This window comes from Sphingobium vermicomposti, assembly GCF_011762025.1.
GTDB classification, from domain to species: domain Bacteria; phylum Pseudomonadota; class Alphaproteobacteria; order Sphingomonadales; family Sphingomonadaceae; genus Sphingobium; species Sphingobium vermicomposti.
This window is the reverse complement of record NZ_JAASQR010000003.1, coordinates 117,847-132,863: the sequence shown is the minus strand read 5'-3', so window position 1 is coordinate 132,863 and position 15,017 is coordinate 117,847. Positions and strand designations below refer to the sequence as shown.

At 62.7% G+C, this 15,017-nt stretch carries 14 protein-coding genes; 9 read left to right on the top strand and 5 right to left on the bottom strand.

Features of this window, described 5'->3' with window-relative positions; all coding sequences use genetic code 11:
- Window positions 1–39: 39 nt before the first annotated feature.
- Both FHS54_RS10210 and serS read right to left on the bottom strand, forming a co-directional pair.
- Window positions 40–1,098 (bottom strand): potassium channel family protein, encoded by a 1,059-nt coding sequence (locus FHS54_RS10210; RefSeq protein ID WP_167303725.1) that lies wholly within the window; start codon window positions 1,096–1,098, stop codon window positions 40–42.
- Window positions 1,099–1,186: 88 nt separating this feature from the next.
- Window positions 1,187–2,464, bottom strand: coding sequence for a serine--tRNA ligase (serS, locus tag FHS54_RS10205; RefSeq protein WP_167303724.1), 1,278 nt, complete (start codon window positions 2,462–2,464; stop codon window positions 1,187–1,189).
- A gap of 90 nt (window positions 2,465–2,554) precedes the next feature.
- On the opposite strand from serS, the gene FHS54_RS10200 reads away from it, so the two are divergent.
- From FHS54_RS10200 to FHS54_RS10185, 4 genes are all read left to right on the top strand, one after another.
- Window positions 2,555–2,992 (top strand): host attachment family protein, encoded by a 438-nt coding sequence (locus tag FHS54_RS10200; protein WP_167303723.1) that lies wholly within the window; start codon window positions 2,555–2,557, stop codon window positions 2,990–2,992.
- Window positions 2,993–3,051: 59 nt separating this feature from the next.
- Window positions 3,052–3,855: a hypothetical protein gene (locus tag FHS54_RS10195; protein WP_243855729.1), complete on the top strand. Its 804-nt coding sequence runs from the start codon at window positions 3,052–3,054 to the stop codon at window positions 3,853–3,855.
- 562 nt (window positions 3,856–4,417) lie between these two features.
- On the top strand, window positions 4,418–4,882 hold the full coding sequence (dksA, locus tag FHS54_RS10190; protein WP_167303722.1) for an RNA polymerase-binding protein DksA: 465 nt from the start codon (window positions 4,418–4,420) through the stop codon (window positions 4,880–4,882).
- Between the two features lie 60 nt (window positions 4,883–4,942).
- Window positions 4,943–5,308 carry a PilZ domain-containing protein gene (locus FHS54_RS10185; protein ID WP_167304372.1) on the top strand — a complete coding sequence of 122 codons (366 nt, stop codon included), beginning with the start codon at window positions 4,943–4,945 and terminating at the stop codon, window positions 5,306–5,308.
- Window positions 5,309–5,427: 119 nt separating this feature from the next.
- Here FHS54_RS10185 and FHS54_RS10180 read toward each other — a convergent pair whose 3' ends face one another.
- Window positions 5,428–5,586 (bottom strand): YdcH family protein, encoded by a 159-nt coding sequence (locus FHS54_RS10180; RefSeq protein WP_167303721.1) that lies wholly within the window; start codon window positions 5,584–5,586, stop codon window positions 5,428–5,430.
- A 190-nt stretch (window positions 5,587–5,776) separates the two neighbouring features.
- On the opposite strand from FHS54_RS10180, the gene FHS54_RS10175 reads away from it, so the two are divergent.
- The 4 genes from FHS54_RS10175 to FHS54_RS10160 all read left to right on the top strand — a co-directional run bounded on the left by FHS54_RS10175 (window position 5,777) and on the right by FHS54_RS10160 (window position 12,885).
- A complete protein-coding gene (locus FHS54_RS10175; RefSeq protein ID WP_167303720.1) occupies window positions 5,777–5,956 on the top strand; it encodes a YdcH family protein in 180 nt (59 codons plus the stop codon).
- Between the two features lie 120 nt (window positions 5,957–6,076).
- Window positions 6,077–6,556 (top strand): DUF1465 family protein, encoded by a 480-nt coding sequence (locus tag FHS54_RS10170; protein WP_167303719.1) that lies wholly within the window; start codon window positions 6,077–6,079, stop codon window positions 6,554–6,556.
- 72 nt (window positions 6,557–6,628) lie between these two features.
- Window positions 6,629–8,692, top strand: coding sequence for an autotransporter assembly complex protein TamA (locus tag FHS54_RS10165; protein WP_167303718.1), 2,064 nt, complete (start codon window positions 6,629–6,631; stop codon window positions 8,690–8,692).
- Window positions 8,692–12,885 (top strand): translocation/assembly module TamB domain-containing protein, encoded by a 4,194-nt coding sequence (locus FHS54_RS10160; protein WP_167303717.1) that lies wholly within the window; start codon window positions 8,692–8,694, stop codon window positions 12,883–12,885. The genes FHS54_RS10165 and FHS54_RS10160 overlap by 1 nt, the downstream gene beginning before the upstream one ends.
- 42 nt (window positions 12,886–12,927) lie before the next feature.
- Here the strand turns inward: FHS54_RS10160 and pyrF are convergent, their stop codons facing one another.
- Both pyrF and FHS54_RS10150 read right to left on the bottom strand, forming a co-directional pair.
- Window positions 12,928–13,602 (bottom strand): orotidine-5'-phosphate decarboxylase, encoded by a 675-nt coding sequence (gene pyrF, locus FHS54_RS10155; protein WP_167303716.1) that lies wholly within the window; start codon window positions 13,600–13,602, stop codon window positions 12,928–12,930.
- Entirely contained in the window at window positions 13,599–13,934 is a 336-nt protein-coding gene (locus FHS54_RS10150; RefSeq protein ID WP_167304370.1) for a lipopolysaccharide assembly protein LapA domain-containing protein, read from the bottom strand. Before FHS54_RS10150 ends, pyrF begins: the two co-directional genes overlap by 4 nt.
- A gap of 189 nt (window positions 13,935–14,123) precedes the next feature.
- Here FHS54_RS10150 and ku point away from each other — a divergent pair, with 189 nt between their 5' ends.
- On the top strand, window positions 14,124–15,017 hold the full coding sequence (gene ku / locus FHS54_RS10145; protein WP_167303715.1) for a non-homologous end joining protein Ku: 894 nt from the start codon (window positions 14,124–14,126) through the stop codon (window positions 15,015–15,017).

Genomic DNA, 15,017 nt, shown 5'->3' with positions numbered 1-15,017 from the left:
TTTGCGCGCCATGTCACCAAAGCCTTTGTTGCGGCAGATTCAGGCGGGATTGTCCCCTTGGTCATCCTCGACCCCGGCCACAATCTCTATGATCATGTCGCCATGTTGCAACTGGGCTGCTTCGGGTTCCCAGAAACCGACGACCCGACTGCCGCGATAGATGCGCACGCCCAGCCCCGTCTGTATCGCCGATAGCGGCTGGCCGATCTCTTCCGCCAGCACGCCCCGCTCATGCAGCCGCACCCGACCGCCGGTAGCGGCAAGGTCCGCCATATAATCGGCGATGTGCGGCCCGCTGGTGCTTCCCGCCAGCAACAGCCCGGCGAAGCTGACGGGGTTGATCACCGTCGTCGCCCCCGCCTGGCGCGCGGGCAGTTCATTATCTTCGTTGCGCACCACGATGCTGATGGGAAGGTGTGGGGCCAGGTGCCGCGCGGTCAGCGTGATGAGGATGGACGTGTCGTCGCGCCCTGCGGAAACGATCAGCGTCCGGGCGCGATGGACCGCCACATCCTTGAGCGTCCGGTCGCGGGTGGAATCGCCGCACAGGATGTTGCAGCCCAGGTCTTCGGCCTTGGCCAATGCCTTTTCTTCGGGATCGACGACGACGATCTCACGCGGATTGACCCCCCGCGCCAGCAGTTCGTTGACGGCTTCGCTGCCACTGGTGCCAAAGCCTGTCACGATGATGTGATTATGAAGATCGGCCTGAATGCGAGCCATGCGCCACCTGTAAAGGATGTTGCGGAAAAACAGATGATAGGCCGTTCCCAGAAAGATCAGCCAGACGAACAATCGGATCGGCGTCACCAGCAATGCTTCGAACAGCCGGGCTTCCGGGCTGACCGGCACGATGTCGCCATAGCCCACGGTCGTTACCGTGACCGTGGTAAAATAGAGCACATCGATGAAACTGATATGGTCGTCCAGATTGTCTTTCAGGCCATCGCGACCGATCCAGTGCAATATGAGCACCAGTGCAATCAGACCGAACACCAACCCCACACGCCATGTCAGATCGGCCCACACCGGCATTGATGATCGCCGACGCAGGAACCCGATCTGGCTCAACGGAGGGCGGGCAGGGATGATCCTCATCGTGCGCGCCCGTGAACATTGGAAAGCAGGACGCGCATCAAGACCCCCCTCAATTCACCCGCCACGCCGCGTCATTCAAACGAAAGCCTTAGCGAGGCTCCAGCCGCGTAACGCCACCCATATAGGGGGCCAACACATCAGGAACGATTACGCTGCCGTCTTCCTGCTGGTAATTTTCCAGCACTGCGACCAGCGTCCGGCCGACGGCCAGTCCCGACCCGTTGAGCGTATGCAGAAAGCGCGTCTGCTTTTCGCCTTCTGGCCGGTAGCGCGCGTTCATGCGCCGTGCCTGGAAATCGCCGCAGTTGGAGATGGAGCTGATTTCGCGATAGGTTTTCTGGCTCGGCAGCCAGACTTCCAGATCATAGGTCTTGGCGGCGGAAAAGCCCATGTCGCCGGTGCACAGCAGCATCTTGCGATAGGGCAGTTCCAGCGCCTGCAATATGCCCTCCGCCGCCGTGCACATGCGTTCATGCTCTGCCTCGGACTCATCGGGTGCGCAGATGGCGACCAGTTCGACCTTCTCGAATTGATGCTGACGGATGAACCCCCGCGTGTCGCGGCCCGCCGACCCGGCTTCTGACCGGAAGCACGGCGTCAGCGCGGTGAAGCGCAGGGGCAGGGTGCCTGTCGCCACGATCTGCTCGCGAACCAGATTGGTCAGGCTGACTTCAGCGGTGGGGATGAGCCAGCGGCCATCGGTCGTGCGGAACAGGTCTTCGGCGAATTTCGGCAACTGGCCCGTGCCGAACAAGGCTTCGTCCCGCACCAGCAACGGCGGGTTCACTTCCTCATAGCCATTGTCGGCGGTCTGGCGATCCAGCATGAATTGAGCAAGCGCGCGGTGCAGCCGGGCCATCTGGCCGCGCAACGCTGCAAAGCGCGCGCCTGACAGAGCCGCCGCGCCTTCAAAATCCAGACCCAGAGCTGGGCCGAAATCCGCATGATCCTGTGGCGCGAAAGCGAAATCGCGCGGGGCACCCCAGCGGGCGACCTCTACATTATCCGTTTCATCCGCGCCCTGCGGAACGTCGGACGCAGGCAGGTTGGGAAGGGCGGCGAGCAGGGTCTGCAGCTGTTCATCCAGTGCCCGGTCTTCATTCTCCAGCGCGGGCATGCGGTCTTTCAGCGCCGCGACCTCTGCCTTCAGCGCATCCGCCTGCGCGACGTCCTTGGCGGCCATCGCCTGCCCGATGGCCTTGCTCAATTCATTGCGGCGGGCCTGGCCCTGCTGCAGTTCGGTCTTGATCGCGCGGCTACGTTCATCGAGCGACAAAATCTCGGCACTTTGCGGATCAAGGCCGCGCAGGGCGAGGCCCGCATCGAAGGCAGCGGGATTTTCACGGATGAAGCGGATGTCGTGCATGGGTCAGCCCTATGCCGTTCCGCGCTGAACCGCGCAACCCTGCGCGCTTCCGTCCGTTGACCATAGGCAAACCAAGGAAAGGAAGCTGCGATGTGGATCGATCATGGTGCGATGGTGCTGGTTGCCGATGGGCGCAAGATGCTGTTCTTTCGGAACAGGGGTGATCGATTTGCGCCCAATCTGGAAGCGGAAATCGTAAAGACACAGGATAACCCACTCGACCGCGAACAGTCGTCCGACATGTCAGGCCGTGCACCTTCGACCAATGGCGGGCAAGCGACCATGGGCAAGACCGACTATCATGAGCAGGAAGAAGCTCGGTTTGCCGCCGAAGCAAGCGACCTGCTCAAGCAGCGGGCGCTGGCGAATGATTTCGACAAGCTGATCGTCGTGGCCCCGCCCAATTCCCTTGGTGAAATGCGCAAACATTATCACAAGGAAGTGCAAAGTCGGCTGGTAGGCGAAATTGCCAAGGATTTGGCGAACCACCCGGTGCCTGAGATCGAACGGATCATCGCCCAAAGCTGAAGCGAGGCGATCGGTTGAACGAAAAAGGGGCGGCACCGTGAAGGAGCCGCCCCTTTTTTGTGAACGCCGATCAGGCCGTCTGGCCCTTCCGTTCGGCGAAGCGTCGGCGGGCCATCAGCGCGACCGCCGCTGCTCCGAACAGCAGGACCATCGGCGGCGCGGGGACGTCGGTTCCGCCAGTGCTGCTCGAACTGCCGCCAGAGCTGCTCGACGAACTGGAGGATGAGCTGCTGGATGAGGTGGACGAGCTGGTGCTGCCGAAGCTGGATGAACTTGAAGAACCGCCCGAAGAGCTCGAAGAACTGCTGCCGCTGCTCCCGCTCGACCCATGGGGTTTTCCGCCAGAACTGCTGGAAGAGGAGCTGGAGGAAGATGACGACGAACTGGAGCTGGAACTGGACGAAGAAGAGCTGCTCGTCACATTCCCGCTGGAAGTGGACACGTTCCCGCTTGAAGTCGAGACATTGCCACTGGAGGTGGACACGTTGCCGCTGGAGGTCGAGACATTGCCGCTCGACGTGGAAACGCCACCGGTCGATGTGGAAACACCGCCCGTTGTGGAACTTGTCGAACTGCTGATGCCACCCGTCGAGCTGCTGGTGGAGGAAATTACCACTGATCCGCCGCTGCTGCCGCCGCCGCTACCGCCGAAGAAACCGCCGATAAAGCCACCGCCGCCGAATCCGGGGCCGCCAGCCATCATGATCGGCGCAGCACCACCGCCTGACATGACGGGCATTTCGGTGGCCACCATGGGGGGAGGCAGGGGGACGGGCGGAGCCTGGGTGGTTACAGAGATTGTTTGCGGGGCGCAGGCGGTGACGGTTTTTACCACCTTGCGCTTCACGGGGCGGGCGGCATAGCGCTTGGGCGCAGCCTTGACGCTCTTCGTGCTCTGGACCCCTGCCGGGCGCGCGCTTTCCGCGACATGGACCGCACCACCGCCGATAAGGGCGCCGCCGCAGGTGCATGCGCATAATTTAGCCAATGCCATCCGTACCGACATAGTGATCCACTCTTGTTTGTCTTCCTGTCCTTCAGCCCAGTCACCGCATGTCGGTGGCAGATGAAGGACAGTCGCCTTCACGTAGAAAGGCAAAAGAACATGTTAACTTCAATGGCGTTAACTCTGATTGTCGGGGCTAAGTCGAGAGAAATTGTTGGAATGCCTCAACCATGATGGTTAACGTCCCATAGTGGAACGGGCGCGATGCTGCCTGTATCTGTTTTTCCGCCACCTCCTCTTTGGACAAGCCGGAAAGCGATGTTGCGACCGCATGCTGATGAGGCGGGGGTGAGGGCGCTTTTCATTCCACCAGGAATGGCGCTTGTGTCGCCTCGCGCCGCTGGCTATTAGGCGCGCTCAATCATAAGTCACGGCTCCCAAAGCAAAACGCGAAGGGGCCTATCGAGTCGGAGAGCCAGATGGCATCGGTCCTTAATTCCGATAATGACGGCCAAAATCCGCCAAAATCGGCGGTATCCCTTCCCGCCGACTATCGTCCTTCACCCGACGAAGAGTTTATGAACCCGCTGCAGCTTGAATATTTCCGGCAGCGACTGTGGGACTGGAAAAAGCAGATATTGACGGAGGCCGAAGGCACTCTGGCGGTTCTTCAGAACGAACCATTGCGTGAACCCGATCTCAATGACCGCGCGTCCAGCGAAACCGACTGGTCCATCGAACTGCGCACCCGCGACCGCCAGCGCAAGCTGATTTCCAAGATCGACGCGGCGCTGCGGCGTATCGATGATGGCGAATATGGTTATTGCGAAGTCACCGGGGAACCAATTTCGCTGGGCCGTCTGGAAGCCCGGCCGATCGCCACCATGACGGTGGAGGCCCAGGAGCGGCACGAGCGCCAGGAAAAGGTGTCCCGCGACGATTAACCCTTTGTCCATCGCCCTGTGGCAAGCCGTTGGAAACAGTGGGCATCGCAAGGGTTGATGATGGACATCGAACAGGAATTGGGTGAGCGGGGTCCGGCGCGGTCTGGGCCAAGGGACAGCCTGTTTCTACTCACCAGCCTCGAGTCGACCGGCGGCGCTCCCCTGGGACGCGCCCGCGTTCGTAATCTGTCCGCCACGGGCATGATGGCAGATTGTGAAAGGCCGGTGCCTTCCGGCATCGAAATTTTCATGGACCTGCGCGGCGTTGGCAGGGTGAAGGGCAAGGTCGTATGGGCGCGCGGGGACAAGATCGGTATCGCGTTCGACCGTGAAATCGACCCGCAAGCGGCGCGCAAGCCGGTTTCCAGCCTCAGCAAAACTCAGCCCCGCTCGACCCATCAGCACGCACGGCAGGTAAAGCGCTGACATCGCTCCTTTCGGGCGGTCACGCGACCCGATTTTAAGCTATGGATGGATGGCAGTCGACTGATGGCGAAGGGTCGGACGGCTGTTGCGCCGATCCGACCCCTTTGCCTATGCGGGGGTTAATTCCCCACCGACATTTCCTCTTTCACGCGTAACTTCTGCTTTTTGAGCGAGGCGACAAGGATCGCATCAGGCATGGGCCGACTCGACTCCGCCTTTATGCGTGCCTCAAGCCCTGCATGCTTGGCCGAAAGAGCTGAAATGTGGCTATTTTCCATGACGTTCTCCTTGTGAAGGTGATGGATGAACGAGTAGATCATGATTTTGAGGCTTTGTCCTCATGGTCGCATCGCTTTGCGACCGGATGGGCCAAAATTTACGATGGTCCGATGGTCTGCGCCAAGCTATCAGAGGGGCATTCGAAAGCATGGCCTGGAAAGAGAGTGCCGATTGAGCCGGGAAGACATTATGCGTCGGCTGGAACTGCTGCGAATCGAGCATAGGGATCTCGATGGCGCCATCGGCGCATTGATCGGCACCGGGGCCAGCGACCAGATGCAGGTCGCGCGACTGAAGAAGCGCAAGCTGCGGCTGCGTGACGAAATCGCATTACTGGAAGACGCGTTGATCCCGGACATCATCGCCTGAACCCGGCCCACCGTGCGATTCGTGGTTAATTCCATGGTTAGACGGCCCTTAATGGGACAAGCTGCGTGACGGGGGCCACGCGGGCCTGACAAGGCGAAACTTTTATGTCAGGAATGAAACATGTCTCCTGCGCGTTTCCTTGATCGTGGCCTTCATCGACGGCTGGTCGATGGCCTCTATCTGGAGGCCATGGTCATGGCGGATGAAGCGCGTTCCTATTTCGATCAGCGTGAAACGAGCATGGGCGAGATTGACGATCCGCTGCGCCGGGTATCCTTCGCATGCGAATCGCTCAAGGTGACGACCCGATTGATGCACGTCATTGCCTGGCTGCTGAGCCAGCGGGCATGGCAGAGGGGGGAGATTGCAGACGCCGACCTGACGGATGAGAAATATCGCCTGGGCCGTGCGGCCAGCACCGACACGGAGGTGGCCTTGGCCTTTCCCTTCGCTGCGCGTGCACTGATCGAAGCCAGCCAGGAATTATATGATCGGGTGTCCAGGTTGCAGGACAGCATGGATAAAATGGCGCGGCCAACGGCGCAGCAGGCGGCCAACCCCGCGCGCGCATTGATGGACCGGCTGAACCTGGCATTTTGAGCGGTGCGCCGTTCGCGCTTGCCCCACGATACGCTCTGGCGCTTCCCTGCCCAAATGGTCTAGATCGTTGATATGAACACCGGTTTGCGGAACAACTGCCGCACTTCAGGCACTCCGCAAGCTGCCCGGCTTCTCTTGGCGCCGCTGCTGCTGCTGTTGTGGCCTGAAGCGCAGGCGCAAAGCGTTGCCCCGCCCGCCGTCGCTGACGATCAACAGATGCCGCTCGATCCCATGCCTGATATCGGGGTCGCCTGGCCCGATCTGGATCAGCCTGACAGCGTCGATCCATTTCCTGCCGATGATGTGGCCGACATGCTGCCTGATGACGAGCCGGTCGTGGCGGATGAAGGCGGGGTTGAGCCAGAAGCAGAGGCCGCATCCGCAGCGATCAGTCCCGCCGGGGACTTCACCGACCCCGCAAAGGAAAACCGCTATTCGTTGCAGCTGAAAGGCGTGGAGCAGATCGCCGATGCGCAGTTCGACGCGCGCTTCCGCGATCTGTCCGTGTTGCAGCAGGGCGAAGGCAAGCCGGCCAACCTGGCGCAGATCAACCGTCGCATTGCGGAAGATACGGCGTTGCTGGACCGGCTGCTGCGCGCCAAGGGCTATTATGCTGCCCGTATCCGTTCATCCGTCGCACCTGCGGGTGAAGATCGCCTGTCGGTCACGTTCCGGATCGTGCCGGGAACGCTTTACCTGTTGTCCAGCGTGGATCTGGAGGGGCTGTCGGCGGCGGGCGAGCGCGAGGCGAAGTTGCGCGCCGCATTTCCGTTGAAGCCGGGCGATGCCGTCGACGCCGACGCCATCCTGTCCGGCCAGGCCGCCCTGTCGCTGGCCCTGGCGGAAAGCGGCTTTCCCTTCGCGACCGTGGGTGAGCCGGAAGTCCATATCGATCATGAAGAGCGCAAGGGCGATCTGGACATTGTCGTGTCGCCCGGCGCCTATCGGACGTTCGGATCCATCCAGCTGACGAATGATGAGCTGTTCAGCGCCAGCCATGTCCAGCGCATCGCCCGTTTCCAGCCGGGCGACCCCTATATGGCTTCCGATGTGGAGGACCTGCGCAGCGCCATCATCGCTACCGGCCTCGTATCCTCGGTCGGCCTGACCCGGAAGGATGCTGGCGATGGGGAGCATGTCGATTTGTTGGTCGATGTGCGGCCTGCGCCGTTGCGGACCATCGCCGGGGAATTGGGTTATGGCACCGGCGAAGGTTATCGCGCGGAAGTCAGCTGGCAGCACCGCAACATGTTCCCGCCCGAAGGAGCCGTGACGTTTCGCGGCGTTCTGGGCACGCAGGAGCAGACGGCTTCCGCCACCTATCGGCGCAACAATTTCCGTCGGCGCGACCATGTGCTGACCGGGCTGGTTTCCATCAGCAACATCAAGCGCGATGCCTATGACGCGCGAACCATAACCCTATCCGGCGCGATCGAGCGGCAGACCAACATATTGTTTCAAAAGAAATGGGTCTGGCGTGTGGGCGCGGAATTCATCGCTTCGGATGAAAAGGACGCGTTCAGCGGAGGCAACCGGCGCACTTTCCTGATCGGAGCCGTGCCGCTTAGCCTGACCCATGACGGCAGCGACAATCTGCTCGATCCGACGAGAGGCTTTCGCCTGGGTGGCCGTCTAAGTCCCGAGCTGTCCTTCCAGAACGGCACTTTCGGCTATGCCCGCGTCCAGCTGGACGGCAGCGTCTATCAGCCTATGGGGGATCGCGTCGTGATGGCGGCTCGTGCGCGCTTCGGCACCATATTGGGGTCTACCGTGGATCGCATCGCGCCGTCGCGGCGATTCTATGCAGGGGGCGGGGCTTCGGTGCGCGGCTATGGGTATCAGGCAATCGGCCCACGCGATTCCGGTAATGACCCGATCGGCGGCAAGAGTTTGGCCGAATTTTCGCTGGAATCGCGGATACGCTTCGGCAATTTCGGTGTGGTGCCGTTCGTGGACGCGGGCAATATATCGACCAGCTTCGTGCCGCGCTTTCGCGATTTGAGGATCGGGGCGGGCCTTGGCGTGCGCTATTATAGCAGCTTCGGGCCGATCAGGGTCGATGTGGGCACGCCGCTCAATCCGCAAGAGGACGATCCCAAGGTCGCGGTCTACGTCTCGCTGGGTCAGGCCTTCTGATGGCGGAGGATGAGGTTCAGCCCCAGTCGCAGCCCCGCCCGGCAACCGCGCGTCACCGCGCCTGGGACGGGCCGTGGCAGAGGTGGATTGCAGGATTGCTCGCTCTGCTACTGCTGGTGGCGGCGGGCGCGCTGACCTGGCTGGATACGCCGTCGGGCCACCGCTTCCTGATTTCGCGGATAGGGCGGATCAGCCCGCCATCGGGCCTGCGCATCCATGTCGACCGGATTGAAGGCAGCATCTATCGCCGGGCCGTGCTCCATGGTCTGACCCTGTCCGATCCCAAGGGCGCATTTCTGGATGCGCCGCGCGTCGAGCTGGATTGGTGGCCCTTTGCATGGCTGTCCAATCGGCTGGACATCGACCGCCTGGTCATTCCAGTCGCCACGCTGCACAAATTGCCCAAGCTGAACCCAAGCCAGCGCGAAGGCCCGATCCTGCCAGGCTTCGACATCCGCCTGATGCAATTTTCCATCGACCGGCTGATGATTGACAAGAGCGTGACGGGGCGTGCGCGGCAGGCGACCATTGCCGGCGATGCCGACATTCGCGACCGCCGTGCCGTGATCGACCTGTCGGCCCGGCTGCTGGATGGCGACGATGCGCTGAACATCGCGTTGGACAGCCGCCCGGACGACGACCGGTTCGACCTGGACGTGACCGTCAACGCCCCCAAGGGCGGGGTGCTGGCGGCGATGGCGGGCCTCAGCCAGAACGCCAATCTGCGCATTCGCGGCCAGGGCAGTTGGACCCGGTGGGACGGCCGATTATCCGGCACATTGGACAGCAATCCTGCGGTCGACCTTCGACTGGCGGCGCGGGGTGGGGCCTATTCGGCAACGGGTTCGGTCGAAGGATCGGCCATCGCAGGGCAGGGGCTTATCCGCCGCCTGTCGGCCCCGCGTCTGGCGGTGAGCGCGAAGGGGACCATGGCCAACCGGCGGATCGATGGCCTTGTGTCGCTGCGATCCGACGCGATGGAACTCAGTGCGGACGGTGCGCTCGACCTGCGGAACAATGCGCTCGACAATGTGCTGGTCGACATGAAGCTGGTTCGTCCCCAGGCGTTGCTCAAATCGATGCGCGGGCGGGATGTCACAGCGCGTATTCGTCTGGACGGACCTTTCGCGGCCTTTGGCTATGAATATCTGCTTCGGGCCAGACAATTGGCGTTCGACCGCACCCTGATCAGCGACGTGCGCGCCGAAGGGAAGGGACGCAAGGCGAAGAACGGTCCCACGCTGATCCCCGTGCAGTTGAAGGCGCGGCGGCTGGACGGTCAGGGAGAACTGGTCGAAGGCATAGTGCGCAATTTTGCGCTGAACGGGGTGCTGCAAATCAAGGGGCAGCAGATCGTCAGCAATCCCATGTCGATCCGTTCGGACAAGCTTGACGGCAAGTTGCTGATGCTGGCCGACCTGAAGACTGGCCGATATGATTTTGGATTGGACGGTGAAATCCGGGGTCTCGCCATTCGCGGGCTGGGCGTTGTGGACCTGGTTTCGCGGCTGCGCGCCGTGCCGGGTGCTGGCGGTGCGTTCAGCCTTAGCGGCAATGCGGCGGCGAAGATGCGGCGGCTGGACAACAGCTTTCTTCGGTCGCTTGGTGGCGGGCTGCCCACGGTGCGCAGCGGGTTGTCACTGGGACCGGATGGGCGGCTGGTCTTTTCCAACCTGTCGCTCGACGCGCCTTTGCTCAAGCTGACCGCGCAGGGCTATCGTCGCCCGGATCGCAGCTTTCATTTCGAAGGCAGCGGCAGGCATGGGCAATATGGCCCGCTGCGCCTCACGCTGGACGGCCGGATCGAGCGCCCTTCCATAGACCTGGTGCTTGCGCGCCCGCTCGACGCCCTGGGTGTTACCGATCTGCACGCCCGTTTGACGCCCAGCGAACCGGGATATGATTTTACCGCCGAAGGGGGCTCCACCCTGGGTCCGTTCACCGGCAATGGCGCGATCATCCTGCCGCGTGACGGCCAGGCCGTGGTCCGGGTGGCGCGGATTGCCGTGTCAGGCGTGACCGCAAGCGGCGACCTGCGCCCGGTGACCGGCGGGCTTGATGGACGGCTGGTGGTGGCGGGGCCGGTCGCGGGTTCCATCGCTTTTGCCCCCGTCAACGCTGTGCAGCAATTGGTGCTGAAGCTGGATGCGACCGACGCGAACTTTGATGGGCCGACGGTCATATCGATGCGGCGCGGCAAGCTGGACGCGACCATCCTGCTCGATCCCGCGGGCGCATCCGTAAACGCCGCGATGCAGGCGCGCGGATTGCGCCTGGGCGGCATGTTGGTGGGCCGGATGACGGCCAATGCCGAAATGATCGGCGGGCGCGGCGTCGTCCGGGGCAGCCTGTCAGGCCAGCGGGGACGGCTGTTCGACCTTCAGGGAGAGGCGGAGGTCGAACCGGACCGCATCCGCCTGACTGCCAAAGGGACGGTCGACGCACGACCGATCCGTCTGACGCGCGCGGCGCTATTTACCCGGATCGATGGCGGTTGGCGGCTGTCCCCGGCGACCATCAGCTATGCGGGCGGATCGCTGCAACTGGGCGGGGAATTGAGCGGGGCGACGACGCGGGTCGAAGCGCGGATGAACAAGCTGCCCCTCGCGCTTCTCGACATCGCCTATGATGATCTGGGTCTGGGGGGCACCGCCACCGGAACGCTGACCTATGTCCACACGCGCGGCGGCTTGCCCAGCGGCAAGGGCGATCTGCGGGTGCGGGGCCTTACTCGTTCCGGCCTGTCGCTCAGTTCGCGGCCTGTCGACGCTGGCGTCAATATCATTCTGACGCAGGACCGGCTGGCGACCCGCATGGTCTTTGCCGCGGACGGGCAGACCATCGGGCGCGGCCAGGTGCTGCTGACCCCGCTTGGCAATCAGGGTGGGCTGGTGGAAAGGCTCAACCGCGCGCCCCTGTTCGCCCAACTGCGTTTCAAGGGAACTGCTGACACGCTCTGGCGGCTGACAGGCGTGGAGATTGTCGATATTTCCGGCCCGGTCAGCGTGTCGGCAGATGCCCGTGGCACTTTGGGCAATCCGGTCATTTCCGGGTCGCTCGCAACCGACAAGGCAGCCATTAACAGCCCCGTTACCGGCATGCGCCTGAACGGCGTCAAGGCGCGGGGGCGCTTTTCCGGCGCGCAACTCGTCATCTCCGAATTTTCCGCCACCGCGCGAAATGGCGGCACGGTGACAGGCGCGGGGAATTTCACCTTTGCGGGTATCGGGGGCGTGGCCATGGACCTGCGGCTTCAGGCCGACAACTCCGCCTTGCTGGAGCGGGATGATATCGCCGCGACCGTGAGCGGCCCGATCACGCTGCGCTCTGACGGCTCCACAGGCACGGTCGGCGGCGATCTGATCCTCAACCGCAGCCGGTTCACTATGGGCCGGGCCGCTGCCGTGGCCCAGATCCCCGAATTGCGCGTCATCGAAACGCGTCGCAATGGGGATGAAATAGAACGACCGCGAACCGGCAAGCCTTGGGCGCTGGCGATCAAGGCCAAGGCCCGCGACCGCCTGACCGTCACCGGGCTTGGCCTCGACAGCGAATGGCGTGCCAATCTGGACATTGGCGGCACGGTCACGACGCCCACCATTTTGGGCAGGGCGGAACTGGTGCGGGGCGGCTATACTTTTGCGGGGCGGCGGTTCGAACTGCGTGAAGGCAGGATACAGTTTGACGGGCGCACGCCGGTCAACCCATCACTGGACATCAATGCCGAAGCCGACGTCAACGACCTGACCGCGACCATCCATGTGGGCGGCACGGGGCTGAAACCCGATATCAGCTTCACCAGCATTCCCGCATTGCCGCAGGATGAGCTTTTGTCCCGCATCCTGTTCGGAACGTCCATCACCAACCTGTCCGCGCCAGAGGCTCTGCAACTGGCGTCGGCTGTCGGCTCGCTTCAGGGCGACGGCGGGCTGGACCCGATCAATGCCGTGCGCAAGGCCGCCGGGCTGGATCGGCTGCGGATCATCGCCGCCGACCCGACCCAGGGGCAGGGCACATCATTGGCGGCGGGCAAATATCTGACGCGCAAAACCTATGTGGAGCTGATCACCGACGGACAGGGCTATTCCGCCACCCGCATAGAATATCAGGTGACCCGCTGGCTCTCCCTGTTGGCGGCCATATCGACCTTGGGACGGGAAAGCGCGAACGTCCGCATATCGAAGGACTATTGACCCGCCCGCCGGTGCGGCGGGTCACACGGACGTTCGTAGCTGCTATAATGTCGCTTCGATTTCGCGCGCAGCCAAGTCGGGATCGTCCGCAAGGCTGATCGGTCGTCCCACCACCAGGATGGATGCGCCACGGTCAAGCGCCTCGCGCGGGGTGACGGCGCGTTTCTGATCGCCCATTGCGCCGCCCGCAGGCCGGACACCGGGCACGACGAAAAAGCCGTCTGGCCATGCCCGTTTCGCCATCGCCACTTCTTCGCCGGAACAGACGATACCGTCCAGGCCCGCACTGCGCGCCAGGTCGGCCAGGCGAGCAACCTGATCCTCCGCCTTTCCGCCGACGCCGATGTCGGTGAGGTCACTATTGTCCAGGCTGGTCAGCACCGTGACGGCCACCACCTTGGTATGGATGCCAGCCGCCGCCTTCGCGTCCTCCAGCATCGCTCGCCCGCCCGCTGCATGGACGGTCAGCACGGCGGGTTCCAGGCCGTTTAGAGACTGCACCGCCTTCGCCACGGTATTGGGAATGTCATGCAGTTTGAGGTCGAGGAAGATCGGCAGGTCGAACTTCATCATCTCCCGCACGCCGTGATGGCCGTTGGCGCAGAAAAATTCGAGCCCCAGCTTCAGCCCGCCGACATGGTTGTGGACCCGCTGCGCCAATTCCTGCGCCTTCGCCAGGTCGGGTGTATCGATGGCGACGTAGATCGGGCTGCTCATGCTGTTCCTGTTGCAGAAAGGGGAGGGGTTGGCGGGGTGGTGATGTCCGCAGAATCGGCCGGGCTGGGCGTTGGGGCGGGGGTAGTGGTGGCGACAATCAAAGCGCGCTCGGTGCTTTCCAACCGGCGCTTCATCCGCCAGCGCGTGGCCCGCGCCATGACCCAAAAGGGCAGCGCGCCCAGCAGGAATGCGCCGATCAGCAGGACCGGCAGCTTGGTTTCCATCACCATGTCACCCCATAGCCGGACCGTGACGGGCACATAATTCGCCATGCAGAAAAAGGCGAGGGCTACGGCGATGACGACCCAAAAGGCAGTCCGCAGAAATTGCATCGGCATATCGTCCCAGCTGCTGATTTCGGGCAGCTTAGGGCATTTCAGCCGTCTTCGGAAGCGCTTCGTCCGATTTCGATACGCGCGCGTAAGGGCGGGGAAGCGAGTTGCCGGCAGCTTTGCCGTGGCCCGCGCGGAACTCCGAACCGCGCCCGCGCATTTTTCCCTGTCGCAAGGAGGCACATTATCATGGCGGCGCGCGCTTATTGGCAGGGGCAGATCAGGCTGGCTCTCGTGTCCATCCCGGTCGAGATTTATTCCGCGACCAAGTCGGGTGCGCAAATCGCCTTTCACCAGATACATGAACCTAGTGGCAAGCGTGTCCGCTATGAAAAGACCGTGCCCGGTCTCGGCGCGGTGAAGCCTGAGGACATCGTAAAAGGCTATGAGGTAAGCAAGGGCGACTATGTCCTGCTGCAACCCGATGAGATTGAGGCGGTCAAGCTGGAAAGCAAGAAGACGCTGGAATTGACGCAGTTCGTCGACGCGGATGAGATCGACGTGCTCTATTATGAGCGGCCCTATTATGTCGTCCCCGCCGACGATCTGGCCGAGGAAGCCTTCATCGTCCTGCGCGAGGCGCTGCGCCGGTCAAAGAAGGTCGGCCTGGGCCAGCTGGCGATGCGCGGGCGGGAATATATCGTGTCGCTCAAGCCCTGCGGGCGGGGCATGATATTGGAAACGCTGCGCTATGCCGATGAAGTCAACCGCGCGCAAAGCTATTTCCGCGAGATTGAGGATGCAAAGCCCGACCCGGAACTGCTCGACCTTGCCCAGACCTTGATTGAAAAGAAGACCGCGCCTTTCAAGCCCGACAGCTTCCATGACCGCTATGTCGATGCGCTGGAACGGCTGATCGAGAAAAAGAAAAAGGCCAAGGGCCGCCGCATCATTGAGGAGGAGGATACTGCCCCGGTGAAACGCAGTGGCAACGTCATCGACCTGATGGCCGCGCTCAAGAAATCGGTCGACACGGGCGGCAAGGGCGGGTCGTCGGGCGCGACCGGCAAGACCGGAACGGCAAGAAAGCCCGCCGCGCGGAAGGCCGGGGCGGCCAAGGTTCCGGCGCGAAAGCGGGCATGA